This window comes from Terribacillus halophilus, assembly GCF_900162685.1.
Classification (GTDB): domain Bacteria; phylum Bacillota; class Bacilli; order Bacillales; family Amphibacillaceae; genus Terribacillus; species Terribacillus halophilus_A.
On the sequence record NZ_LT727828.1, the window covers coordinates 1,992,579 to 2,018,130 of the forward strand.

The 25,552-nt window shown below is 42.7% G+C and carries 31 protein-coding genes; all 31 read right to left on the minus strand.

Features of this window, described 5'->3' with window-relative positions; all coding sequences use genetic code 11:
• Positions 1 to 19: 19 nt before the first annotated feature.
• A complete protein-coding gene (locus tag B1K52_RS14730; RefSeq protein ID WP_077309518.1) occupies positions 20 to 844 on the minus strand; it encodes a phosphatidate cytidylyltransferase in 825 nt (274 codons plus the stop codon).
• A 15-nt stretch (positions 845 to 859) separates the two neighbouring features.
• Positions 860 to 1,624: an undecaprenyl pyrophosphate synthase gene (locus B1K52_RS14735; RefSeq protein WP_077309520.1), complete on the minus strand. Its 765-nt coding sequence runs from the start codon at positions 1,622 to 1,624 to the stop codon at positions 860 to 862.
• Between the two features lie 149 nt (positions 1,625 to 1,773).
• Positions 1,774 to 2,331, minus strand: coding sequence for a ribosome recycling factor (gene frr / locus B1K52_RS14740; protein WP_077309522.1), 558 nt, complete (start codon positions 2,329 to 2,331; stop codon positions 1,774 to 1,776).
• Positions 2,331 to 3,056, minus strand: a complete 726-nt coding sequence (gene pyrH / locus B1K52_RS14745) for a UMP kinase (RefSeq protein ID WP_077309524.1) — start codon at positions 3,054 to 3,056, stop codon at positions 2,331 to 2,333. The genes frr and pyrH overlap by 1 nt, the downstream gene beginning before the upstream one ends.
• A gap of 65 nt (positions 3,057 to 3,121) precedes the next feature.
• A complete protein-coding gene (gene tsf, locus B1K52_RS14750; RefSeq protein ID WP_077309526.1) occupies positions 3,122 to 4,003 on the minus strand; it encodes a translation elongation factor Ts in 882 nt (293 codons plus the stop codon).
• 82 nt (positions 4,004 to 4,085) lie between these two features.
• Positions 4,086 to 4,832 (minus strand): 30S ribosomal protein S2, encoded by a 747-nt coding sequence (gene rpsB, locus B1K52_RS14755; protein WP_077309528.1) that lies wholly within the window; start codon positions 4,830 to 4,832, stop codon positions 4,086 to 4,088.
• Positions 4,833 to 5,004: 172 nt separating this feature from the next.
• Positions 5,005 to 5,484 (minus strand): DUF6115 domain-containing protein, encoded by a 480-nt coding sequence (locus B1K52_RS14760; protein ID WP_077309530.1) that lies wholly within the window; start codon positions 5,482 to 5,484, stop codon positions 5,005 to 5,007.
• Between the two features lie 36 nt (positions 5,485 to 5,520).
• Positions 5,521 to 6,297 carry a FliA/WhiG family RNA polymerase sigma factor gene (locus B1K52_RS14765; RefSeq protein ID WP_077310622.1) on the minus strand — a complete coding sequence of 259 codons (777 nt, stop codon included), beginning with the start codon at positions 6,295 to 6,297 and terminating at the stop codon, positions 5,521 to 5,523.
• Positions 6,298 to 6,347: 50 nt separating this feature from the next.
• Entirely contained in the window at positions 6,348 to 6,842 is a 495-nt protein-coding gene (locus B1K52_RS14770; RefSeq protein ID WP_077309532.1) for a chemotaxis protein CheD, read from the minus strand.
• Positions 6,835 to 7,479 carry a chemotaxis protein CheC gene (locus B1K52_RS14775; protein ID WP_077309534.1) on the minus strand — a complete coding sequence of 215 codons (645 nt, stop codon included), beginning with the start codon at positions 7,477 to 7,479 and terminating at the stop codon, positions 6,835 to 6,837. The genes B1K52_RS14770 and B1K52_RS14775 overlap by 8 nt, the downstream gene beginning before the upstream one ends.
• Positions 7,479 to 7,949, minus strand: coding sequence for a chemotaxis protein CheW (locus tag B1K52_RS14780; RefSeq protein ID WP_077309536.1), 471 nt, complete (start codon positions 7,947 to 7,949; stop codon positions 7,479 to 7,481). The genes B1K52_RS14775 and B1K52_RS14780 overlap by 1 nt, the downstream gene beginning before the upstream one ends.
• A gap of 12 nt (positions 7,950 to 7,961) precedes the next feature.
• Positions 7,962 to 9,974, minus strand: a complete 2,013-nt coding sequence (locus B1K52_RS14785) for a chemotaxis protein CheA (RefSeq protein ID WP_077309538.1) — start codon at positions 9,972 to 9,974, stop codon at positions 7,962 to 7,964.
• Positions 9,974 to 11,041 (minus strand): protein-glutamate methylesterase/protein-glutamine glutaminase, encoded by a 1,068-nt coding sequence (locus tag B1K52_RS14790; RefSeq protein ID WP_077309540.1) that lies wholly within the window; start codon positions 11,039 to 11,041, stop codon positions 9,974 to 9,976. Before B1K52_RS14790 ends, B1K52_RS14785 begins: the two co-directional genes overlap by 1 nt.
• Complete coding sequence (locus B1K52_RS14795; protein ID WP_077309542.1) at positions 11,013 to 11,900, minus strand: MinD/ParA family protein; 888 nt, start codon at positions 11,898 to 11,900, stop codon at positions 11,013 to 11,015. Before B1K52_RS14795 ends, B1K52_RS14790 begins: the two co-directional genes overlap by 29 nt.
• Positions 11,893 to 13,002, minus strand: a complete 1,110-nt coding sequence (flhF, locus tag B1K52_RS14800; protein WP_077309545.1) for a flagellar biosynthesis GTPase FlhF — start codon at positions 13,000 to 13,002, stop codon at positions 11,893 to 11,895. Before flhF ends, B1K52_RS14795 begins: the two co-directional genes overlap by 8 nt.
• The gene (gene flhA / locus B1K52_RS14805; protein ID WP_077309547.1) at positions 12,999 to 15,032 is read right to left on the minus strand and encodes a flagellar biosynthesis protein FlhA; all 2,034 of its coding nucleotides are present in this window, start codon (positions 15,030 to 15,032) and stop codon (positions 12,999 to 13,001) included. Before flhA ends, flhF begins: the two co-directional genes overlap by 4 nt.
• 18 nt (positions 15,033 to 15,050) lie before the next feature.
• Positions 15,051 to 16,130: a flagellar biosynthesis protein FlhB gene (gene flhB, locus B1K52_RS14810; protein ID WP_077309549.1), complete on the minus strand. Its 1,080-nt coding sequence runs from the start codon at positions 16,128 to 16,130 to the stop codon at positions 15,051 to 15,053.
• Positions 16,131 to 16,910, minus strand: coding sequence for a flagellar biosynthetic protein FliR (gene fliR / locus B1K52_RS14815; RefSeq protein WP_077309551.1), 780 nt, complete (start codon positions 16,908 to 16,910; stop codon positions 16,131 to 16,133).
• 4 nt (positions 16,911 to 16,914) lie between these two features.
• The gene (gene fliQ / locus B1K52_RS14820; protein WP_077309553.1) at positions 16,915 to 17,184 is read right to left on the minus strand and encodes a flagellar biosynthesis protein FliQ; all 270 of its coding nucleotides are present in this window, start codon (positions 17,182 to 17,184) and stop codon (positions 16,915 to 16,917) included.
• A 20-nt stretch (positions 17,185 to 17,204) separates the two neighbouring features.
• The gene (gene fliP / locus B1K52_RS14825) at positions 17,205 to 17,870 is read right to left on the minus strand and encodes a flagellar type III secretion system pore protein FliP (protein WP_077309555.1); all 666 of its coding nucleotides are present in this window, start codon (positions 17,868 to 17,870) and stop codon (positions 17,205 to 17,207) included.
• Positions 17,863 to 18,549 carry a flagellar biosynthetic protein FliO gene (locus B1K52_RS14830; protein ID WP_077309557.1) on the minus strand — a complete coding sequence of 229 codons (687 nt, stop codon included), beginning with the start codon at positions 18,547 to 18,549 and terminating at the stop codon, positions 17,863 to 17,865. Before B1K52_RS14830 ends, fliP begins: the two co-directional genes overlap by 8 nt.
• Before the next feature lie 16 nt (positions 18,550 to 18,565).
• Positions 18,566 to 18,928 (minus strand): response regulator, encoded by a 363-nt coding sequence (locus B1K52_RS14835; protein ID WP_077309559.1) that lies wholly within the window; start codon positions 18,926 to 18,928, stop codon positions 18,566 to 18,568.
• Between the two features lie 26 nt (positions 18,929 to 18,954).
• Entirely contained in the window at positions 18,955 to 20,082 is a 1,128-nt protein-coding gene (gene fliY, locus B1K52_RS14840) for a flagellar motor switch phosphatase FliY (RefSeq protein WP_077309561.1), read from the minus strand.
• Complete coding sequence (gene fliM / locus B1K52_RS14845; protein ID WP_077309563.1) at positions 20,075 to 21,076, minus strand: flagellar motor switch protein FliM; 1,002 nt, start codon at positions 21,074 to 21,076, stop codon at positions 20,075 to 20,077. Before fliM ends, fliY begins: the two co-directional genes overlap by 8 nt.
• 32 nt (positions 21,077 to 21,108) lie before the next feature.
• Positions 21,109 to 21,528, minus strand: a complete 420-nt coding sequence (gene fliL, locus B1K52_RS14850; RefSeq protein ID WP_077309565.1) for a flagellar basal body-associated protein FliL — start codon at positions 21,526 to 21,528, stop codon at positions 21,109 to 21,111.
• Positions 21,518 to 21,736, minus strand: coding sequence for a flagellar FlbD family protein (locus tag B1K52_RS14855; protein WP_077309567.1), 219 nt, complete (start codon positions 21,734 to 21,736; stop codon positions 21,518 to 21,520). The genes fliL and B1K52_RS14855 overlap by 11 nt, the downstream gene beginning before the upstream one ends.
• A 40-nt stretch (positions 21,737 to 21,776) precedes the next feature.
• Positions 21,777 to 22,601: a flagellar basal body rod protein FlgG gene (flgG, locus tag B1K52_RS14860; protein ID WP_077309569.1), complete on the minus strand. Its 825-nt coding sequence runs from the start codon at positions 22,599 to 22,601 to the stop codon at positions 21,777 to 21,779.
• A 27-nt stretch (positions 22,602 to 22,628) separates the two neighbouring features.
• Positions 22,629 to 23,075: a flagellar hook capping FlgD N-terminal domain-containing protein gene (locus B1K52_RS14865; protein ID WP_077309571.1), complete on the minus strand. Its 447-nt coding sequence runs from the start codon at positions 23,073 to 23,075 to the stop codon at positions 22,629 to 22,631.
• A complete protein-coding gene (locus B1K52_RS14870; protein WP_179106567.1) occupies positions 23,072 to 24,466 on the minus strand; it encodes a flagellar hook-length control protein FliK in 1,395 nt (464 codons plus the stop codon). The genes B1K52_RS14865 and B1K52_RS14870 overlap by 4 nt, the downstream gene beginning before the upstream one ends.
• Positions 24,467 to 24,470: 4 nt before the next feature.
• Positions 24,471 to 25,100 carry a MotE family protein gene (locus tag B1K52_RS14875; RefSeq protein ID WP_179106568.1) on the minus strand — a complete coding sequence of 210 codons (630 nt, stop codon included), beginning with the start codon at positions 25,098 to 25,100 and terminating at the stop codon, positions 24,471 to 24,473.
• 1 nt (position 25,101) lies between these two features.
• A complete protein-coding gene (fliJ, locus tag B1K52_RS14880; RefSeq protein WP_179106569.1) occupies positions 25,102 to 25,548 on the minus strand; it encodes a flagellar export protein FliJ in 447 nt (148 codons plus the stop codon).
• Positions 25,549 to 25,552 lie beyond the last annotated feature (4 nt).

Below are 25,552 nucleotides of genomic sequence, written 5' to 3' on the forward strand. Positions count from 1 at the left end.
CGCCCCTCTCTATACTCTATTAAAAGAATGGAATTAAATGCAGAATTGGAAAAACAAAAATCATACTGTCGAATCGATCTAAAATTCCGCCATGACCCGGCAGTATCTTACCGGAATCTTTTACAAGATAATGCCGTTTGAATGCGGATTCGACCATATCACCAAGCTGTCCGAATACAGCAATTAGAATACATACCCCGATGACGGCCCACATAGAGGCACTTACCGGTGAAATAATCTGGAAAATAACACCGACCAAACAACCAAGCACGAGACCGCCAATACCGCCCTCAATCGTTTTATTGGGACTGATAGTTGGCCAAAGCTTATGCTTTCCGAATGCCTTGCCGAAGAAATAAGCGCCAGAGTCTGTTGCCCATATCACGACAAGTACAAAAATAAATTTAGCTAAACCAGTAACAATATGGCCTTCAACAATAACATCCGGGGAATTTCTCGTTATTAGGAAGTAAAGGAACCCAAATCCAATGTATACGACTGTGATGAGCAGAAACCCTGCATCTTCAAATGTGAATCGATTCTTGGCAAGTACCGTATAGCTTAAAAGCAGAATTACCGAGAACAACAGAATGTCTGTCTTATTGATATGTACATCAAATATGGCATTGATCATGCCGAGTTCCGGTGACAATAGACCCCAAAGCATCAGGATACTGACGACCGATGGTATTTTATATTTTGCGATTTTGCGCATACGCAGCAGCTCTATGAAAGCAATGGTAGCGATCAAATAAACGAACGCTTCGAACCATTCCCCACCGAGCAGTACGAATATCATGAAAAATATGCCTGCAACAACCGCTGTGATTAAACGTTGCTTCATTATTAACTATTCACCTCAAATACCGCCATAGCGCCTTTTTCTGTTCTGGAAGTCACTCACAGCCTGCTCAAACAGCAGCTCATCAAAATCAGGCCATAATACTTCCGTGAACCAAAGCTCTGCATAAGCACTTTGCCATAACAGGAAGTTGCTTAAACGATGCTCGCCGCTTGTACGGATAATCAAATCTGGATCTGCCATTTTTTCTGTATATAAATAACGAGATATGCAAGACTCATCTACTTCATCTAACTGCAGCTTATTCTCTTGAACATCCTGCATGATACTTTGAACAGCGTTCACCAACTCATAACGACCGCCATAATTTAACGCAAAGTTAAGGATCAGCCCATCGTTATGCTTTGTCTGTTCCATTGCTTCACGTACAGCTTCTCTTGTAAAAGAAGGCAGTCCTTCTAAATCACCAATTGTTTGCACTTTCACATTTTCTTCTACCAACTCAGGCAGATACGTTGTCAGAAACTCTTTTGGCAGCTTCATTAGAAATTCGACTTCTGCTTGCGGTCTTTTCCAATTTTCTTTAGAAAAGGCATACAAAGTCAGTACCTTCACATTAATACGGTTGGCAGCTTTTACGATTCGCCGTACAGTAGTCATACCTTCTTTGTGACCAGCTATACGCGGAAGTCCTCGTTTTTTGGCCCAGCGACCGTTACCATCCATAATAATAGCTATATGATTTGGAATATTCTCCAGCTGTAATGTTGTCGGCTGCAATTCTATTCTTCTTTTCCTGTTAAAAAAAGGAAGTTTAATCATTTTGAATCCTCCATTGGGCTTATTTCTCTGCTGACTGCATGAGTCAAACTGGGTGCCCTGTACAGTACTTGCTCCTTAGCTCTCGCAAAAAGAGCAAAAACCCCCTTTAGCAAGAGGGTCTTGTACTGCTTATTTTACATGGTTAAGGGTCAAACTTCCATTATTTCTTTTTCTTTGTCTTTAGCAAGGTTTTCCAGTTCGCCGATATGATGATCTGTTTCTTTCTGCACATCATCCTGGAAGCCTTTCAAATCATCTTCTGTAATTTCTTTATTCTTCTCAGCTTTCTTCAGCTGATCATTGCCGTCACGGCGTGCGTTTCGGATTTGAACTTTCGCTTCTTCCAAATACTTGGATACAACTTTAACTAGATCCTTACGACGCTCTTCCGTTAAAGCTGGGATGCTTAGACGAATGATATTTCCGTCGCTGGAAGGAGATAAGCCTAAGTCTGCTTTTTGGATAGCTTTCTCGATATCTGAAATAGCTGTTTTGTCATATGGTGTAATAACAAGCATACGTGCTTCAGGTGCCGTAACGCTTGCAAGCTGATTAAGCGGTGTAGAAGCGCCATAATAATCAACATAAACATTATCTAATAAGGACGGGTTAGCGCGTCCTGCACGTACAGTTGCCAACTGTCTGGAGAAAGCTTGTACTGTTTGTGTCATTTTACTTTTTGCATCATTTACAATTGCCGTTGACATTATTTATTCCCCCTGATAATTGTGCCGATATCCTCACCGGCAACTGCTTTTTTAATATTGCCTTGTTCACTGATTGAGAAAACGAGCAGCGGGATGTCATTATCCATGCATAGAGATGAAGCAGTCGCATCCATAACACCTAATCCCTCATTCAGGATATCCATGTATGTTAAGGAATCATATTTTACAGCATCTGCAACTAATTTCGGATCCGCATTGTAGACACCATCAACATTGTTTTTCGCCATTAAGATAACTTCTGCTTCCACTTCAGCTGCACGAAGCGCTGCTGTCGTATCTGTTGAGAAATAAGGGTTCCCCGTTCCGGCTGCGAAAATAACAACACGCTTCTTCTCAAGGTGACGAATTGCTTTTCGACGGATATATGGTTCAGCAACCTGGCGCATTTCAATGGAAGTTTGCACTCTTGTCGGAATGCCTAGGTTCTCCAAGCTATCTTGTAAAGCCAGTGAATTCATCACTGTAGCCAGCATACCCATGTAATCGGCATTTGCACGATCCATGCCCATTTCACTTCCGACTTTGCCGCGCCAAATGTTACCGCCGCCGACAACGACAGCAACTTCTACGTCCATTTCCGCAACTTCTTTTACTTGTTCCGCAATATTGCGAATTACAGATGGCTCGATTCCGTAACCAACTGTTCCGCTCAATGCTTCTCCACTTAATTTCAGTACAATTCTTTTATAGCGCGCTTTAGTCATTGTTGCCTCCAAAGGTATGTATTTTGTAAAAAAGGGAACACTACGTGTCCCCTTTTTTGTCGTGCTTATTTTTTAACTTGGCTCATTACTTCATCAACGAAATTATCTTCGCGTTTTTCCATACCTTCGCCGACTTCATAACGAACAAAGTTCACGACTGAAGCACCTTTGTCGGATACATATTTTTTCACTTTGTGATCCGGATCTTTAATGAAGCTTTGCTCAAGCAAGCAGATTTCTTCGAAGAACTTGCCAAGACGTCCTTCTACCATTTTTTCTACGATGTTTTCTGGTTTGCCTTCGTTTAAAGCTTGTGTTTTCAATACTTCACGCTCGCGGTCGATTTCTTCTGCAGCAACTGCATCACGAGAAACATAACGTGGGTTAACAGCAGCAACGTGCATTGCAACATCTTTTGCAAGGTCAGCATCAGTTGTGCCATCAAGCAATGTCAATACACCAATACGGCCGCCGCCATGCAGGTAAGCACCGAATGCTTGGTTTTCTGTTTTGCTTACAAGTGCGAAACGACGAAGAGAGATTTTCTCACCAATTTTAGCGATTGCAGCGTTGATGTATTCACCAACAGTTTGCTCATCGTTCATTTTTTGCTCAAGCGCTTCTTCCACGTCTGCTGGTTTGTTAGCAAGGATATGCTGTGCCAAATCATTCAATAGTGTTTTAAACTGATCATTCTTTGTAACGAAGTCAGTTTCACAGTTTACTTCGATTAGTGCTGCAAGATCGCCTTCTGTAGCGATGAATGCAAGACCTTCTGCTGCGACGCGGTCAGCCTTTTTCGCTGCTTTCGCAATACCGTTCTCGCGAAGATAGTCGATTGCTTTTTCCATGTCACCATCAGTTTGTGTTAGCGCTTTTTTACAGTCCATCATTCCTGCGCCTGTTTTTTCGCGCAATTCTTTTACCATTTGTGCTGTGATTGCCATCGTAAATGCCTCCTTAGGGTTTGGACAATTTATTTCTTGAAAAAAGGGTGATAAAAGGTCCCCCCTTATCACCCTTCATCCATTACTCGCTTACAGTTTCTGCAGCTTCTTCTTCAGCAGCTGGAGCTTCTTGTTCTTCCAACTCTTCACCTTGCTTGGATTCCAAGATAGCATCCGCCATTTTGGAAGTAAGCAATTTGACAGCGCGGATAGCGTCGTCATTCGCAGGGATCACGTAATCGATTTCGTCTGGATCACAGTTCGTATCAACGATACCGATGATCGGGATGTTCAATTTGTGAGCTTCTGCAATTGCGATTCTTTCTTTACGCGGGTCGATAACGAATAGAGCGTCTGGAATTCTTTCCATGTCTTTGATACCGCCAAGGAATTTAACAAGACGTTCTTTTTCTTTAAGAAGACCTACTACTTCTTTCTTCGGAAGTACTTCGAAAGTACCGTCTTCTTCCATGCGCTCGATAGATTTCAAGCGGTTGATACGTTTGCGGATTGTTTGGAAGTTTGTAAGCGTACCACCCAACCAGCGTTGGTTAACGAAGTACTGACCAGAACGGATCGCTTCTTCTTTAACAGATTCCTGTGCTTGTTTCTTCGTACCTACGAATAGGATTGTACCGCCATCAGCAGCAAGTTCCTTCACATAATTGTACGCTTCGTCAACCTTCTTAACTGTTTTCTGAAGGTCGATGATGTAGATACCGTTACGCTCCGTGAAGATGTATTTCTTCATTTTCGGGTTCCAACGGCGAGTCTGGTGACCGAAATGAACACCAGCTTCAAGCAATTGTTTCATTGAAATGACTGACATAGTGTTTCCTCCTAATGGTTTTTTCTCCTCCGACTGCTTCATCTTTTATCGGGAACTGAATGAATATCAGCACCTCCCGTAAAAATCGGCAGACGTGTGTATTAACACCAAAAATAAATATAGCACAGCTATTGCCTTCAATCAAGTTTATTAGACATGTTTTTATACTTTCTCAGCTTTTTTTATTTGTTTTGCCATTATTCCTCATTAAAAGGATTAATTCTACTTCTGTCTTCCCCATTCCAAGCTTTTTGGCAATCTCTGCAGGAGCGAGCTTCTGCTCATGAAGCTGAAGGACGCGGCCGAGATTAGACATCGATACTTGATCTTCCTCCTCGGGCTGCGGAGGCGCATAATCTGCAGAACGAGGGGCTTCTTCTACTTCCTTTACAGGCTCAGCAGCAGGAACAGCATTTGGTTCCTGCTTCATGTTATTTACCGGCAAAACTTTCTCATTCACTTGCTCAGCTTGAAGCAATCGTTCATTTTCTTCTTTTAGTTCATCTAAGATAGAGCTGAGGATTGCCTCATAGGACTGCTTTTCTTCCTTATGTCTGCTTTCTTGTCGCTGCACGTTTGATTGAAGTGTTCGAATAGCAATAAAGGTTAGAAGATGCAGCAGAAGACTGGCGGCTACTAGTAGTGTAAGCATGGAGAACCTTCTTTCTATACAAAATGGAAATAGCTTTCAGCTGATAGCTGAAAGCTTTGCCAAAGATTCCCTTAATTTAAAAATCGCACGTTTGTGGATCTGAGAAATTCGGGAAGTTGTTAATTCCAGTATGTGACCAATCTCCGTAAACGTCAATTCTTCCTTATAGAAGAGACTGATGACAAGCTGTTCATGTTGATTGAGCAATTTTATGCAGTCTGTGAGCTGATGCAGCAATTCCTTCTGCATGATAGCATCCTCTGGCTGAGGCGTCTTTAAATCAGGCAGAACATAACCAGCATCTTGTTTTTCCTTTTGAGGCTGAGCAGGCTTATCGTCCATAGAAAGCACATTGGAAAACAGTGAGTCTCGCACAGCTTCTTCCACTTCTTCTTTACTAAAACCAGTTTGTTTGGCAATTTCGGAGCTAGTGGGCTGGCGTTCAAGCGACTGTTCCAGACTGGCAGCTACTGCTTCAATTTTCTTCACTTTGTCTCGTACGGTGCGAGGAAGCCAGTCCTCTTTTCGTAATCCATCCATAATGGCGCCTCTTACACGAAAAGAAGCATACGTTTCAAATTTGAAATCCCGGCTCGGTTCGAATTTTTGCAAGGCATCATACAATCCTGTGTAACCAAAGCTTCTGACATCATCTCTGCTCACACTGGAGGGAAGATGAGCAGCGATGCGCTGGGTGTGATAATCTACTACATGCATATACATTCGCATCAATTCATTGGCAGCTTCGCTATCTTTCTTTATCAACCAGCTGTTCCAATAGTGCTGTTCTGTTTCTGATCCATTATTGATCATGAAACTCCCTCCTTCGTTTGCTGTTGCGTCATAGGCATAAAGCTGCTCCATTATATGATCGCTTCCTCTTTATTTACTGTTTTGACCTTCAAAGCACACGTATCTGTATCAAACTCAATCGTCCGTCCATTGTTTCCGCCAACATCCTTACTTTCAATTGGAATTCGATATTCTTGAAGCTTCCGTTCAACTGCTTCGATGTTTCGGGGACCAATCCGCATTTTTTCATCACTTGACATGAAAGAAAACATTTGTGCTCCCCCTGCCAGCTTCGCCTTAAAACGCATTTTGCTCGCACCTAAACGCAGCAATTTCGCAATCAGGTCGTCCATCGCAGTATCTGCGTATTTATTACGATTCATCTGTGTCTGCCTGGCAAGACTTGAGTCAGGCAGCATGACATGTGCCATTCCAGCAAGTTTTGTTTGCCTGTCGTAGACAACAACACCGACACAAGAACCAAGGCCTGCTGTGCGCAAATGCTGCGGAGAAGCAGCAATTTTTGCATCCGCGATTCCGACATGCAACACCTCTGTATCAGTCATGCGCTTCGACTCCTAAAGATCGGAATAGTTGACCGAACGCATCTGGATCCAACAGCAGAAGAAATTTCCCTTCGATCATGTGTTGTTCCTGATTTGGGTTGAGTAAGGATATTACTGTATCAATGACAACGGTATAGTCGCTTTCCTGAGCAATTTCAATAAGTCCATTCGCTAAAATAGCACCGCCCATATCTACACTTATTTGCGGAACTGATGGCTGCATGTTTACATCGGCGAAATCACTGATAGCCGACAAATAGCTGCCAGCCAAAATATTGCCCATCTCTTGTAAAGCAGACAAATTGATATCATCATGGGAGGTGTTCGACCAAGCGAAAGTCTCACTGCCCGTAATGTAATGAACAAACATTTCTGCATCTCCTGGTTCTAACAGGAAAAACATATTTCCTGGAGCATCTCCTTGAATCCGAAGATAGATGGCTGCTACTGGCTGCTCCGCTCCACCTGTCGAATCAATCAATTCATTGAAATGACATATCCGCACCGCAGGAACCTGCATGTCGATATCACGACGAAGCAAAGTAGAGAGAGCAGTAGAGGCATTTCCTGCTCCGATATTTCCAGCTTCCTTTAATGCATCCAGTTGATCCTCTGTTATATGCCTTAAATCATACATTAGTTTTCAATAGACTTGATTTGCTCGATTTCATGGAATTTAAGCACTTTTCGCAAATCAAGCAAAATGATTAGTCTGTCATCCAGTTTCACAACACCGTCAATATAATCGATGTCAATTGCACCAATCACTTGTGGTGCTTCTTCAATTTTGTCGACAGGTATATCTACGACATCATTGGCAGCATCAACAATTAAACCGATGGATGTATCAGCAAGATCAACAATAATAATTCTTGTATTCTCATCAGCTGGTGTTTCCTCTAGCCCCAGGCGGCTGCGTAAGTCGACAATCGGTGTGACGATACCACGCATATTGATAACACCTTTAATGAAGTTTTCTGTATTCGGCACTCTCGTGATATGCTCCATCTTCTCAATCGAACCTACTTGGGTTACAGGTACTGCATATTCTTCATTCTTTAATTGAAAAACAATTACTTTCACGTCTTGTACGATTTCTTCTGCCATAATGAACCCTCCTTATTTGATTAACGCATTGCTGTCGATAATAAGTGCTACTTGTCCATCTCCAAGAATAGTAGCTCCGGAGATTGCAAAAATGTCAGTCAGATAGTTGCCAAGTGATTTGAGCACAATCTCCTGCTGACCGATAAAACCATCAACGATTAAGCCGGCAGATTTATCGCCTTTTTTAATGATAACAACGGAATAATGATCCGTTTCTTCATTTACTTCAGGTACTTGGAACACATCTTTCAAAGAAACGAGTGGCACAACTCTGCCGCGGAAATCTATTACTGCTTGATTATGAACGTGCATGACATCCGATTTTGAGATAATCGCCGTTTCGATGATAGACGAAAGCGGAACTGCATATTTTTCTTGTTGTATCTCTACAAGTAAGACACTAATAATAGATAATGTCAGCGGTAATTCAATACTGAATGTGGAACCTTTTCCTTCTTCAGAATCGATTGTAATTGCTCCGCCAAGCGATTCTATCGTGTTCCGCACAACATCCAACCCGACACCTCTTCCAGATATATCCGAAATAGTATCTGCAGTGGAAAAGCCGCTTTCCATGATGAGACCGAACACTTGGTTATCTGTCATAATTGAGGCTTGTTCTTTTGTGATTAACCCATTATTAATCGCTTTCTCGGTCACTTTCTTGCGATTGATTCCAGCGCCATCATCACTAATATTAATAAAGACATGATTACCAGAATGATAAGCTTTCAGTTTAATGGTTCCTGTTTCCGGTTTTCCTAGTTTGCGTCTAACTTCCGGAGTTTCGACTCCATGATCTAAACTGTTCCGGATCAAATGTACAAGCGGATCACCAATCTCATCGATTACAGTACGGTCAAGCTCTGTTTCTGCCCCTTCAATCTGAAGGTCGATTTTTTTGTTAAGATCCTTGGCAAGCTGCCGAACCATACGTGGGAAACGATTGAACACTTGGTCAATAGACACCATCCGCATTGTCAGTACGATACTTTGCAGATCACCAGATATCCTCGCCATCCGTTCGACTGTTTCATTCAGTTCTGGATGCTTTACATCTTCGGCAATCTGTTCTAGTCTGCCACGGTCGATCACCAGCTCCTCAAATAAATTCATGAGAATGTCCAAACGCTCGATATTTACTCGAATTGTCTTATTGTTGTGCTGCGCTTTTTTCTCTCCGGTTGTTTCCTGCTGCTTTTCTTCATTCTCAGGTACCGGTGTTTCTTTCGTTTCTGGAGCCGTATCCTGAACTTCTTTATATGTATCCACGAAAAAGTCTTGGATGGAAACTGTGTCAATCTCTGAAACTCGAAGAATTTTCTCTTTGATTAGGTCCATCGACTGCTGCGTTACGAACAGCACTTCAAAACTTAAATCAAATGCCTCATCTTCTAACTGGGAAACATCCGGATTCGATTTTACAATTTCACCTAAGGATTCTAATACTTCAAAGACCATATAAACCCTTGCAGCTTTTAACATACAATCTTCACGTAAAGTGACTTTTGCGTAGAAGTTTTGGTATCCTTTTTCTTCACTTTCCCGGAGAACTGCAAGTTCAAATTCGTCCAAAGCGATACCTGATGTGTCATTGTTTGTTTCTGTTTCTTCAGCAACAGCTGCTGCCGTTTGCAACACAGCTTCGCCTGCTTCAATTGCTTCTAGCTGGCGAACAAGTTCACTGACTTCTTTCTTCCCTGTTCCGCTTGACTCAATATCGAGCACCATCTCTTCCAGGCTGTCTACAGCTTCAAAAACTACATCAAGGATGTCCGGATTGATTTTAATTTGATGATTACGGATTCCATCAAGAACATTCTCCATTTGATGCGTTAAATTAGCTAAATCCTGATACCCCATCGTAGCAGACATACCTTTCAGTGTATGAGCCGAACGAAAAATTTCATTTACTAAGCTGAGATCTTCGGGCTGCTTTTCAAGCTCAAGCAAATGCTGGTTTAATGCCTGGAGATGTTCTTTGCTTTCTTCAATGAATACATCTAGATACTGATCTGTTTCCATTAATTGACCCCCTCTAAAAGATTGATTCGCTGGTGAATGGCTTGTGCAATCGACTGCACAGGACAAACATGATGAAGCAAACCCGCTTCAGCAGCTGCCCGAGGCATACCGTAGACGACACAAGTTGACGCAGATTCTCCAATACTGTAAACAGAAGACAGCTGATTACTAATCTTGCGCAAGCCTTCTGTCCCATCAGCTCCCATGCCAGTCATAATGACTGTACATACATCCACATTTTTCAAAGCACTAATAGATTCATACATTCGATCAACAGATGGGCGGTGTCCTCTCACAGGTGGCTCAGTCGTCAATTTAGCAACTAGTCTGTCTTCTGACTGCACAATTGTCAGATGATAACCGCCAGGAGCGATGTATACTGTGCCATTACGCAATATTTCATGCTGCTCGGCTTCTTTTACTTTCACAGCACTCAAGCTGTCCAATCTTTCTGCCAGCGACTTGGTAAAACCTACTGGCATATGCTGCACAACGACAACTGGAGCAGAAAGAGATGCCGGTAGTTTACCAATTACTTCCTGCAAAGCTCTTGGCCCTCCGGTGGAAGTTCCGATAGCAACCAGACTATGAGCAGAACGCCTCTTCGTTGGTGTTCTGCTGATGACTTTAACTTCCGGTTCCTTCACTTGCTGCTTAGCAGAAAGCCGGGATGAAGCTGCTGCCGCTACTTTGACAACAAGTTCATCTCGGACCTTATCCAGATCCAATGAGATGGATCCCGATGGTTTGGCGATGAAATCAACTGCACCAAGTGACATCGCTTGAATGGTCATATCCGCCCCTTGTTTTGTGAGACTGGAAAGCATGACAACAGGGAGAGGATGCTTCTTCATAATTTCTTTTAGTGCTTCCAGACCGCTCATAATAGGCATCTCGACGTCCATCGTCACAACATCTGGTTTCAGCTGCTGTATCTGATGGAGGCCATCCTGTCCGTTCCTTGCTGTTCCGATCACTTCCAGGCGGTCATCGCCATTCAGCAGATCTGAGATAATTTTCCGCATAAAAGCTGAGTCATCAACGACTAAAACGCGGATTTTTCCCATTGCGTGTTCCTCCTTTCAGCCAGATATCTTTCAACCGGCCAATGAATGATGTTGATTCTTTTGCTGCTGTATCCAGAACTGGCTGTTGGTAGCTGGCTGCAAGCTGCCGAATAGCTGCTGCAGCCTTTGAATCTTTTTGTTCAAAAAATGGCTGTTGAAGCTTCACTGATCTTGTTACTTGCTTATCCTCGGGCAGTATCCCCAAAAGCTTAATTTCTGCCTGCAAAAAAGTTTGTACCACTTCTTGCATTCTACTTGCTGTTTCTTGACCTTCTAGCCGATCAGCAGCTCGGTTTACAAGCAAATGCATCGGTAAGTCCGCATGCCGCTGTTTAATATGCTTGACCAAAGCGTATGCATCCATCATGCTCGTCGGCTCTGTTGTCGTAACAACGATACTTTCATCTGCCGCCAAAATGAAGGCCGCACTTTCTTCTGTTAATCCAGCTCCCATGTCCAGGAAGACATAATCATACTGGAGCTGCGCTCTTTCGAATTCCGCTTGGAAATGGACAAATCCAGCGTCATCCATCTGGAACAGATTATTCATCCCTGTTCCCGCCGCGATGAAATCCAGGCCGTGTGGTCCAGATTCCACGATTTCCTCAAAGTCTAATCGTTTTTGGATCATGTCAATGAAGGAATAATTAGCTGATTTCCCTAACAAAATCTCAATATTCCCCATACCAAGATCTAAATCGATTAGCAGAACAGATTTGCCGAGCTTACATAGAGCCAAAGAGAAGTTCAAAGCAAAATTGGACTTCCCAACGCCTCCTTTTCCACTAGCAATGGCTATTGTACGACCTGATTCGGTACGCTGGACACTTGCCCGCAATTTCGCAGCTTGATCACGCACGAGCCGTCTCCTCCATTACGCGTTTTGCCAAATAATCTGCAGTCGGAGCTAAAATATCATCAGGTACATCTTGTCCGTGTGTTAGATAAGCAACCCCAATATGTGCTTGCTGCATGAGATTCAATATTCCGCCGTAGCGGCTTGCTTCATCTATTTTTGTGAAAATAAACTGCTTGATTGGCAGATGAGCAAACTGCTGATAGATATCTGCAAGATCACTTGCTCTAGTAGTGATAGCTAATGTTAAATAAGTTTCTGCATCTTGCTGCAAATCGAGTGTACGCTCCAGCTCTTTTACATACGCAGCATCTTTAAAGTTTCTGCCAGCAGTATCCACGAACACTTGATCATATGCAGCAAACTTCTTTCTTGCTGCTTCATAATCTTCAAGTGAATAAGCAACTTCCATTGGCACATCCAATATCTTCGCATATGTCCGCAGCTGATCAATGGCAGCAATACGGTATGTATCCGTCGTGATAAAAGCTACCTTCTTGTTATCGACCAACGCGCTTTTGGCTGCCAACTTGGCTATGGTTGTCGTCTTGCCCACACCAGTGGGACCGACAAGATGAACAAATTTTTTATCAAAACTTGCCGGTTGCTGCACTTTACTAAAACGCTCTGTAAGCAGTTCAAGCAGCTTGCTTTCTGCGTCGTCAGCGTAGCCCTGTTCGATTAATCGTTCCATCAGACCAGAAGCGATTTGAGGAAGTACCTCATTATGAAGCAGTCTTTCGTATAAACGCTGCAGGGGCATGGCATAATGCCTTGTCTGGCCGGAGATTGCCGCTCTTAATTCCTGCTTTAAGGCAGTCAATTCTGAGGACATATCTGTTTGCCTTTCGCTCCCTGTTTCTTTGCTTGCTCTATTAGAAGGTGTAGCAGACATAGCTGCGACGCTCTCTTTGACAGTTTCGCTTTTGCTTACGTCAGGATCCAAAGCTGCAATAACTTCAATCTGCTTCTTTTTGAATAAACCGAGAAATCCGCCGCTTGAGAACTCTTTTGTACGCAAAATAACTGCGTCTTTTCCAAGTTCCCGTCTTACTTGTATCATCGCTTCAGGCATAGATGCCGCTGTATATTTTTTCATTTTCATGCGACATTCACCATCCCCACACTCTTGATCTCTGTTGTATTGTCCAATTCATTATACGAAAGTACTACTGCATGCGGCAGACTGCGGTCAAGCAGCTGTCTGATATACATCCGAATTGTCGGAGAACAGAGCACGACAACCGTTTCCTCCTGCAAAGACAACCGTTCTGCCTGCTGCATGACAGATTGGACGATTTGTTGTTGTGAATCTGGATCGAGTGATAAATAGTTTCCGTGCTCTGTCTGCTGGATATGATCAGCAATCAGCTTCTCTACTGTTCCAGAAACAGTGATTACTTGTAACGGTTGATTGCCTTGTGCATATTGTTTCGTAATTTGCGGTGCCAGTGCTTGGCGTGCATACTCTGCCAAAAGGTCGGTATCTGTCGTCATTCTGCCGAAATCAGCCAATGTTTCAAAGATTACTGGCAAGTTCCGGACGGACACATGTTCCCGCAGCAGTTTTGCCAGCACTTTCTGCACATCTCCGACAGAGAGCGGATCTGGTGTTACTTCTTCCGCTAAAATCGGATACGATTCTTTCAAATGATCAATTAGCTGCTTCGTTTCCTGCCTTCCAAGCAATTCATGCGCTTGACGTTTTATCGTTTCGGTCAAATGCGTAGACACAACAGAAGGAGGATCAACTACTGTATAGCCAGACAGCTCGGCTTCATCTTTTATATCATCGCTAATCCATTTAGCTGGCAAGCCAAATGCTGGTTCCAGTGTATCAATTCCTTCAAGTCCGTCATCTTCCACACCTGGACTCATCGCTAAATAATGATCCAGCAGCACTTCTCCTGCTGCTACTTCATTGCCTTTTATTTTCAAGCGGTATTCGTTCGGGCCTAACTGGATGTTGTCACGAATACGCACAACCGGTATAACGATACCCAGCTCAATCGCCAGCTGTTTACGAATCATAACAATTCGATCAAGCAAATCTCCACCTTGATTTGTATCAGCTAACGGAATGAGTGCATAACCAAATTCAAACTCAATTGGATCCATGCTAAGCAAACTGACAACATTATCCGAGGATTTCATTGAAGCTTCTTCTTTCACTTCCTCTGTTTCTACTTCTACTGTTTCTTGCTGCTTTTGTAATCTCGATAAGAAGAATGCAATGCCTGCTAATACACCGGCAAGTGCTGTCGTCAAGAAGAAGTTAATTGGTGTTAACCCTAACAAGAAAATTGTTCCTGCAGCGATATATAGCATACTTGGAAAACGGAATAGCTGCTTTGTCACATCACTTCCGAGGTTTCCTTCAGACGCTACACGGGTTACCACGATACCTGTTGCAGTTGAAATCAGAATAGCTGGTATTTGAGAAACCAAACCATCGCCGACTGTAAGACGCATGTATGTATCAATAGCTTCTTGGAAACCCATGTCCAGCTGGACCATACCAATGATGAGTCCAAAAATGATATTCATTAACAGGATAATAATTCCAGCAATAGCGTCCCCCTTAACGAACTTGCTGGCACCATCCATCGCACCGTAGAAATCAGCTTCATGCTCGACTTTCTGGCGGCGTTCTTTCGCTTGCACATCGGAAATCATACCTGCATTCAAGTCAGCGTCAATACTCATCTGCTTACCGGGCATCGCATCTAGTGTAAAGCGAGCCGCTACTTCCGAAACACGCTCTGACCCTTTCGTGATGACAAGGAACTGAATAATAACTAAGATGACGAATACAACAAAACCAACAAGCGGGTTGCCTCCAGTTACAAAGCTGCCGAACGTATCTACTACCCCGCCGGCTTCCGCTTCTGAAAGAATCGATCTAGTCGTTGAAACATTCAACGCCAGCCTAAACAGCGTAAGCAACAGTATGAGAGAGGGGAAGATCGAGAATTGCAGCGGTTCCTCGGTATTCATCGACACCAAAATAACGATTAAAGCAAGTGTGATATTAATTAGGATTAGAAAGCTGAGCAGCCAGCCTGGCATTGGGACGATCAGCATCACGATCACTAATATTACCGCTATAAGTACTGACATATCCTTCATTTTCATATGGTTATTCCTCTTCTCTTACATTTTACGCTCCGTCCGGTAAACAAAGGCAAGCACCTCCGCTACCGTCTGGAAAAATTCTTCCTGTATCGGCTGGTTAAGCTCTACTTTACTGTACAGTCCGCGAGCAAGCGGCTTGTTCTCTACCATCGTAACGTTGTTCGCTTTCGCTATTTCTCTGATTTTGAATGCTACATGGTCCATCCCTTTTGCTACGACAATCGGAGTATCTGACTTCGATTCGTCGTATCGAATAGCAATAGCGAAATGCGTCGGGTTGGTAATGACGACATCTGCTTTTGGAACTTCACTCATCATGCGCATCGCGGACATCTGCCGCTGCTTTTCTTTTATCTTGGAACGAATGAGCGGGTTTCCTTCCATGTTCTTATGTTCATCCTTGATGTCTTGCTTGGACATCTTAATATTTTTCTCAAAGTCAAAGCGCTGGTAAACGTAATCAATCACAGCAATGAACAGCAGCACAACTGTTGCAGCAAATCCCATATACAAAGTAATTCTGCCAAAGAACTGTAATGCATTTTCTGCGGTTTTCGTGAACATTGTCATCACCGTGTCCATGTTCTGCCACAGAATAAAAAATGTAACTGCTCCCACCATGCTGATCTTGAGCAACGACTTTACTAGCTCCACTAAAGCTCTCGCAGAAAAAATACGTTTAGCACCTTGAATCGGGTCCATTTTTTTTAAATCAAATTTTATAGCCTCTGGGCTGAAAAGGAAGCCAAACTGCGCAAAGTTGGAAACTACTCCTGCAATAATGGCAATACCCATAACTGGTCCTACAATTTTAGCTAGTGAGATGCTCATCTCTACCAGCAAGGTCTGCACAGTATTCGCAGTAATATCTTTTGTGAGATATTCATCAAATACATGGGTAAAGAGATAAAGAAACTGGTTCTTAAAATATCCGCCCATTAAAGCGAGCAAACCTAACGATAACAAAAGCAGAAAAGCCGTATTGATATCTTGACTCTTGGCTACCTGCCCTTTTTTCCTTGTATCTTGTCGTTTCTTCGATGTCGCTTTTTCCGTTTTCTCACCAGCGAAAAACTGCAGGTCTAAACGGTACTTCATTTAAGCCCCTCCAAACAAGACCATCAAATCACGCATTGTGACTAACATATAGTCAAACAGCTGTCTCACAACGGTCATATAAACGCCTATTGATATGAAAAGCAAAACAAAAGCGACCAGTATCTTGATCGGCGGACCGACAACGAAAACATTCAGCTGCGGAACGGTTCTGGCTACAATACCAATAGCGACATCAACAAGAAACAGACTGCCAACAATCGGAATACTCATTTGGAAGGCAATAAGAAACATCTGACCAAATGTATGAAGAACAAGATCTACAATATCCTGGCTGCCGAATGGTACCATTTCATCCAACGGAATAAGCTGATAACTGTAGAAGATACCGTCGATTAAAAGCAAATGTCCGTTTATCGAAAGCAGGAATAAAGTAGCAATCGTATATAAAAACTGTCCGGTCAAAGGGCTCTGAGCTCTTGTGACTGGATCAATGACGTTAGCAATGGCAAATCCCATTTGAAAATCGATTAATCCGCCTGCCACATTGATTGCCTGCATAACGATGAAAGCAAGCAGCCCAATGGATAAGCCTACTAACGCTTCCTTGAAAAGCAGCAGGAAATATGTTGAATCAACCGGTATTGTCGGTCGGTCAATGGTAAAGAAAATAATCATGGCCAGAAAGAAGCTAAACCCTATCTTAAAAGTCGTCGGCACATTCTTGTACGAGAATAACGGGACTGTGACAAAGAACGCAATTAAGCGGACTAAAACCAATGCAAATGCTGGTACAACGGTGTAATCAATCTGAGATAGCATCTATTCAGCCCACAAACCGATCCAAATTCTCTAGGATACCTGCTGTAAATTCAACCATCCTGGTCAGCATCCACGGTCCAAAAAATATAATCCCAACTAATACAGCAACAATCTTTGGAATGAACGCGAGTGTTTGTTCCTGTATTTGTGTTGTCGCTTGGAATATGCTGACGATCAACCCCACTGCAAGTGCAAGAATTAGCAAAGGACCAGTAATAATAAGTACTGTATAAATACCGCGTTCTGCGATTGATATGACAAATTCACTGCTCATAATGCGTACGCTCCTTCATTCTAAAACCCTCTCAACAGTGAGGAAGTCACCAGATACCAACCGTCTACCAAGACGAATAACAAAATTTTAAATGGTAATGAGATAATTACCGGCGGAAGCATCATCATCCCCATTGACATCAAGATGCTGGCTACTGCCATATCGATAACCAGGAATGGAATAAAAATCATGAATCCCATCTGAAAGGCGGTCTTCAATTCGCTGATAGCAAAAGCAGGTACCAGCGTCGTTAACGGAATATCATCGATAGATTCCGGTTTATCCATTCCGGCATAATTCATAAATAAAGATAAGTCCTTTTGTCTGGTTTCTTCCGCCATAAACGCTTTTATTGGCCCGCTTGCCTCGGTATACGCCTCATCTAACGACATTTCATTATTCATTAAAGGAGAAATCGCTTGATCATTTATCTCGTTGAAAGTAGGTGCCATAATAAAGAATGTCATAAATAGCGCAATCCCAATTAATACTTGTGTTGGCGGTGTTTGTTGGGTACCTAAGCTCATTCGAACAAAAGATAAAACGACAATAATTCGGGTAAAGCAAGTCATCAAGATTAAAATCCCTGGCGCCAAGGAAAATACGGTCAACAGGAGCAGCAGCTTTACCGAGGTCGATACACTCCCGGGGTCGGTTCCAGAAAATACACTTATAAAATCATTCATCGTCTGCGCCCTTCCTCTGCTGCTGTTTCAATTTACTTCTTGATTGCTTCAATTTCCCTAACTCTTGCTTGAAAAGGGCTTGAAACCGATCTTGGGATTCATCCTTTTCTGTTGCTGTTACTTCCTTACCAGCAGCTTGCTGTTTTCTGCCTGGCAGCATGCTTGTCAGCAAAGTCGAAGCCTTCATTTCCTGTTGTTCATTCTCCGTTAGTTCCTGAATTGTTTGTTCATCGGTAATCTCGGTGAGTAAGTCTACATTGTCTCCCACACCGATCATATACACCTTCTCGCCAACTCTGACGATCTGTACTGATTTGTTGTTTCCTAAAGCAATCCCGCCTATATTCTCCATGGCGCGCACTTGCTGAAACAATCGATTGCGTTTGTTTAAAAACTTCAGTAGGACATAGATCAGTCCGAGCACAACCACTAAAGCCAATGCAAGCTTGACAAGATTCAGAAAGGTAGATGTACCTCCGGCTGCCGAATCAGCCGTATCTGTTGTTGGTGTATTTTCTTGTTGGTTACCGGCTTCATTCATGTCCTTGCAGGCATCCGTTTGCGCGGCATCTTCTTTTAAGCAATCTCCTACACTTGCCGCAGCCGAGACTGTGACTGGCGAAACGGCAACATGCAGCACTAGCAGAAGCACGCATGCCCAGACTGTTCTTTTTATCATTTCCTACTCACCTTTTTTAGCTTAAAGCTTTTGTAATTGCTTCTACAACACGATCTGCTTGGAATGGTTTAACGATGAAGTCCTTCGCTCCAGCTTGGATAGCGTCAATAACCATCGCCTGTTGTCCCATCGCTGAACACATAATAACTTTTGCATCAGGATATTGGCTTTTAATTTCTTTCATAGCCGCAATTCCGTCCATTTCCGGCATTGTAATATCCATTGTTACGAGATCTGGTGTTAATTCTTTGTATTTCTCTACCGCTTGCTGGCCATCTTGGGCTTCTCCTACAACCTCAAACCCGTTCTTTGTCAAAATGTCCTTAATCATCATGCGCATGAATGCCGCGTCGTCTACAATTAGAATTCTTTTCCCCATATTATCTCTTCCTCTCAATGGTCAAATTAGTTGATTGATTTTAATCGATCTGTCTGGCTTAGGATGTCTGTTACACGTACACCGAAGTTTTCTTCAATTACGACAACTTCTCCCTTAGCAATCAATTTATCATTAACATGAATATCTACTGGCTCGCCAGCAAGCTTGTCCAGCTCTACTACAGAACCAACAGAAAGCTCTAGGATATCTTTAATGGTTCTTTTCGTACGGCCTAGCTCTACTGACACCTTTAATGGAATATCCATCAATAAGTCCAGATTGCGCGGCTGTTCTGCCGGCGGAGCAGCTGGTGTATCAAACGTTGTGAATGCTGCTTGCTGCACATTGGGAGCAGGCTGACTTGGTGCTGGCTGCTGCTGTACAGGTGCTGGCGCTGTTGGCGCACTTTGTTGTGCACTTGATGCTGGCTGTGTACTGCTTGCTGCCGGCGCCGGCTCTTCAGCAGCTGGAGCAGGAGGGTTAAGCAATTCATCTACCATATCTTTCGCAAACTCAGTTGAAAGCAGCTGCATAATAGAAGAATCTATTAAATCTCCAATCTTCAAGTCGAAAGAAACACTTACAACTTGATCATCATCTGGAAGCTTTTCAGTACCTGTCCCTTCAGAAAGATCCATTAGTGCTATGGAAGGCGGGGAGATATCCACTTTTTTACTGAATATTGTACTCATGCTAGTCGCAGCAGCACCCATCATTTGGTTCATCGCTTCCTGCACGGCACTTTGGTGTATCTCATTGAATTCTTCAGCTGGAGCACTTCCGTCACCGCCAAGCATTAAATCAGCGATAATGGCAGCATCACTTTGTTTGATGACAAAGAGATTTGCACCAGTAAATCCTTCCGTATAACTTACTTCAATGGCCACATTCGGCTGCGGGAACTCCTCATATAAACTTGATCTTTTAACCACAGCTGTCTTCGGTGTTGTGATCTCTACTTTCTGATTTAGTAAGGTAGAAAGCGTTGTTGCTGAACTGCCAAAAGAGATATTACCAATCTCCCCTAATGCATCCACTTCCATCGTTCCCAAGTCATCTCCAGGGAGGAGCTGCTCATCGCCTGTGGTAGTTGAAATATCGTCTGAACCGTTTAATAACGCATCTATTTCTTCTTGGGATAACATATCACTCATTTTCTTCCCCCCCTGTATCAATCTCTTCCAAAATTTGAATAGCCATTCTATTTTTCTTTTTGCCTGGCTGCGCATTAAATTTCACTTGATTATCTACCTTAACTTGCAAAGGGGCGTCAATGGGCTGATTCAGCATCAACACATCCCCTTCCCGAAGATTAACTAATTCTTCTACATCAATCGACGTTTCTCCGAGTATCGCTTTCACATCGACTGAAGCTCTTTGAATTCCTGCAGAAAGATCACGCCATTCTGTCTCGTTTCCTTCTTTATTTGAAGGTGCTTGCATCCAGTAATGAATGGACAGCTTCGATACAATTGGTTCTAATATGACATGTGGGATACAAATATTAATCATGCCGGTTGTTTCTCCAATTGTAGAATTCAACGTAACAACTACAACTGTTTCATTAGGTGAAACCATTTGCAGAAACTGCGGGTTAATCTCAAAGTCCTCAAGTATCGGATCTACATCTTCAAGCGATTGCCAGGCAACTTTCAAGTTTTCCATACTTGACTCAAATAACTGCGTCATTAATGTCGTTTCGATTTCAGTCAAGTTGTTTATCTTATTCACATTGCTTCCTTGCCCGCCAAGCGTTCGATCAAGCATTGCAAATGCAATGGTAGGATCATACTCAATGAGTATTTTCCCTTCAAGCGGTGACAAACTGTACGTGTTCAAGATAGTCATCGTCGGAATCGAGCGAATGAACTCTTCATAAGGCACTTGATCCACTGAAGCAACTGCTATCTGGACAAACGTTCTTAGCCTGGCTGAATAATAAGTAGTCAGCATTCTGGCAAAGTTCTCATGTATTCTCGTCAGACTGCGAATCTGATCTTTAGAAAAACGGAGTGCCCGCTTAAAATCGTACGTCTTCACTCGCTTGTTCTTCTCGTCTTGTTTCAGCTCGTCGGCATCCATCTCTCCGGAAGATATAGCGGATAACAGTGCATCGATCTCATTCTGTGATAAGACCTCTTCTGCCATGCACGTCACCTCCGTTCCTGCTTCTCACTGGTTTATTGTAGTACCTTGTTGATCGTATACACATCATCGATCTTGCCTTCTTGCATTTCTTCATTCAGTTTTTTCTTCAGACTCTCTTCCAGCTCAGTTAAGCCTGATTCAATATCTTCTTTATTCATTGTCGTCAGTTCCTTGATAACGACATTTTTCAGCTGGAACTGTCTCGCAGTCACTTCTTCTTTGGCTTTCTCGCCATCTGTAATAACTTGGAACTGCAGACGGACAATGCTGCCATCTTTTAGATTTGTTGTAATTTCGTCAGTTGTCACAGAATGTTCAGCAAGCTCCGTTGCAGATGGTTCCTTTGCTTCCGCCTCTGAAGTAGGGCTTATAAAGAAACTCCAAGCTGCATAGCCGCCCGCTCCTAAGATGATTACAACTGATAAAATGATAATAATTAGTTTAGCGTTCATTTTTCTCTTGCTTCTCCTTTACAACGACCAGACCGATAGTTTGGTAGAATTCGCGTATTTTTCTCGCAACCTCTATCTCAGGTTCCCGTACGATAATTTTCTTACTGGAAGTCAGTGTGATCGTCGTATCAGGAAACGACTGTATCTGCTCAATGAACAATGCATTTAACGTAAATGTCTCTCCGTTTAATCTAGTTAACAGAATCATGTTATGAAAGGGAGTCTGGAAAACCCCCTTCACCTCCTTCTTAACGCTTCAAGTTAACAAGCTCTTCCAAAATTTGGTCAGAAGTTGTGATGATTCTTGTATTTGCCTGGAATCCACGCTGCGCAATGATCATGTTTGTAAATTCTTCAGATAGGTCAACATTGGACATTTCTAAAGCGCCGGATACTATTGTTGCTGTTCCATCTTCTCCCGGAACGGAGATACCTTCACCCAACAGACCTGCGTTTGGTGTGTTTCGATACGTGCTGTTACCGTTCTTTATCAAGCCATCTGGATTAGAGAATTTGGCCAAACCAATTGTACCCGCTTCTTCAAGTTCGCCATCCTCTGTATTGTAAGAAACTAATCCTTGAGAATTAATGCTTAAATTCGTTGCTCCTTCAGGAACTGTAATAGCATCACCAGCTGTATCTAGCAAGAATAAACCACTGCTGTTTACAAGTCTGTTTTCTCCATCCAGATAAAAGTTACCAGCTCTTGTGAATCCAATAGCTGCAGAATTCAAATCGGTATTACCTGTTGGTGATTCAGCAACAATAAACATTCCATCTCCCTCAAGTGCCAGGTCTAATGTTCTGTCTGTATTTTGACGATTCCCTTGGGTATGTACATTATCAATGGATCCTATCTTTGAGCCTAATCCTACTTGACTGGCATTTGTACCACCCGTTATCTCAGTTGGATCATTGGAAGATTTGATTTGCTGATTCATCATGTCCTGAAAAGTGATTCTGCTTTTCTTATAACCTGAGGTATTAACGTTTGCAATGTTGTTTCCAACAACATCAAGGTTTGTTTGGAAACCTTTCATACCAGAAATACCGGAATATAGTGAGCGTAACATTCATCATCATCCTTTTCTTTAATTGTTTTATTCGTTGCTAACCTTCGTCACCGCATCTGCGAAAATTGACTTTCCGTTCTCCAATTCAAGCACCGCATAACCACCCTTTTGGGTAATGGCTTTTACTTTGCTTGTAATAGTGTCCGTAACCGTTTGACCTGTTTCCTCATCATATTCGTTATATGTCACTTGTTTATCAATCATATGACTATATTGGAGAACTGGCGACATGCTTGTTTGCTTACCAGCAATTTTTTGAACAGCTTCTGAAATATTCATTACCTGTTCTAGGTTAGTGAAAGTGGTCATTTGATCCACAAACTTTGAATCGTCCATAGGACTGGTCGGATCCTGGTTCTGTAATTGAACCATTAAGATTTGGAGGAAATCATCTTTATCAAGCGTAGCACTTGGCGTGCGTGTTGATTGCGAGTCCAGATAGTAGTTAGAGTCTATAGCTCCTGTTGTCTTCATATCCTTATCTCCTTCTGTTCAGATAATATATCTGCAAACGCGAAATCGGTATTCTCTCGTGTAAGATTATTTCGCTGTTCCTGCTGTTTTTCTTTTCTCTCCTCATCAGCATTATCTTGAAAACTTTGGTCCGTGTTTCTCTCTGCCTGAGACCCGTCCGGTTGATCAACTCTTTCCAAAATACTCACCTGATGAGGCGAGAACATGTGCTTAAGACTAGATATATTAGAGTCCAGCATATCCTTGGCTTGTTTAGAAGCAGCAATTATCTGAACTGTAATCTCACCATTTTCACGATGTAACTTTACTTGTAAATCCCCTAAGTTACCGGGACGAAGCTGTATTGAGAGTTCCTTCAGGCCATTCCTGTCAGATAATATTCCGCTAAATTTTACTGCTTGCTCTATTTTTTCTACTAGCTCTTTACCTGCTTGCTGCGGAACTTGATCAGCTTGTTTTAAGTGGAAGACAAGCTGTTCCTGTTTAGACATCTGGAAATTACTCACTTGCTTCGAATCTAATGGTATAGATTCCTCTTGCTGCTGATTCACAACATTACCTAACGATGATTTTCCAGCTCTGTTAGAAGACTCAACAATACTTTGGATTGCTTTTGCTGTTTCCGTAACTGTCTGCTTACCGACAGCGTGCTGCATGGATGCGGAAGCGTTACTAGGTTGCTGTTTTACTGTCAATTGATCTGTCGGCGTATTTTTTTTTACAAGCGTCTGTGTTCCATGAGATTCTGAAATTGAGGTTCGACCTTGTAATTTCAACCAGGCTGCATTCGATTCTGTCTCCTTAACTGGAGCTGCTTGACCAACAGTAGTCTTTTGCAAACTGACTGCAGTGTTAGCTGGTCGATTACCCATTAATTCACTCGAGAATACGTGTGAAGAGGCTGCTTTTTCTTGCGCTGCGTTTTTTGACACGTAGTGAATACTGTCCGTGTTCATAAGATATGATTGCAACCCTTGAAGTTTCTCTAGAAGCCCTTCAACGGATAAATTGTTATGATCTGCCTTTATGTCTTTAAGAATTGTCTCTGCCTTTACTTTTATTTGATCGGGCAAATAGGCAGTAAGTTTATCTTCTCCTAGCACTTGCTCCATTAATTCCCAAGCATTTGCAGGCTGTTCTTTTAACTGCATAGATCCATTGTCTGGTAGTTTATCAAAGAATGCTTGTAAAATAACCTGTATATCCTGCTTATCTTGTAAGTCCAGATCCTGATTGCTCTTGGAGTCTTTATTTACTGCCAGCTCGGTATTTTTATCTGTACTAACTTGCTGAAACAGACTTTGAAAGAGGCTATCCCCTGAGGAAGATTGATTCTGTTGACCTTTCACAATCCCCGCCGCTTGCAGCAGTGGTGTAATTACATTATTCAACCGCTTATCCCCCCTTCTCGGCTTCATCCACCATGGTACTTGTGTATGACGCTGCAGCTTCCGGATCCATTTCTGCTAGAATTGTTCCTCGCTTCTTACCAGAAAGCTGCTGAAGGACACCTAATGCTTTTTCACTGTCCAGCTTACTGATGATTGCGGCAGCCTTGCTGTCTTCCATTTTATTAAAAGAAGTTGCAGCTTCTTTATAAGGAGATATTTCTTCTTCTCCCTCGGCCTCACTATTACTGCCGGCCGTTTGTGCTGTTGCATCACTAGCTGGTTCAGCACCGTTTAATTGGTTCTTTAGCTTGAGGATTTGTTGATTCAGATCATCAATTTCTGCGTTTTTCGCGTCTTCCGTCTCTTTCATCATATCAATGGCCTCTTGCTGCTCTTTCAGCTGTTTTTTAAGTTTTTCTGTATCTGCTGAACTAGTGGCTGGTGCTGCAGTCTCTTCACTGACGAGATTTCCAATTACCGGGATACCAGAAGCTACCTTTGCAACAGATACGCCCGAGAATTCGAGTATCGCGACGACAAGTAGTGCTGCTAGTACAATTGGCAAGAGAAAATAAAGTAAGAATCCTTTGCCTTTTCCTTTTTTCTTTTGTTGATCTGTTTTTTGTTTTGCCATGCTATCGTGCTCCATTTGCTAAGAATTGCCGGATTGAAAGCTCGTCCATCTGCTTGTTTTCTTCTTCTTGCAGCTTTCGCCAAGCTTCTTGTCGTTTTTTCTCTAAAAGCTTATCGATTTTCTTCACTTCTATATACGCCTCAGAGAGCAGTTCCTGCTTCTCTAACATCGCTGTGCGGGCAAATTGTACCGCAATCTGCGCCCTGTCGATTTGCCGGTTAATTGTTTCCAGAAATGCATGATGCTCTGATAATCGCTGTATAGGAAGTGATGCTGCTAAGCCATTGGCTAGGAGTGCTTCTGCATCTTCTTTTTTCTTCAGCAATTCATATAAATTGGTTGCAGCTTTTTCAAAATGTTCTTGTTTTTCAGTAAAAGCTTGCTGGGCCGCTTTGCGTTCACGGTCCTTCATACGCAATATCTTTTCAAATACCTTCGTATCGGCCATCAAG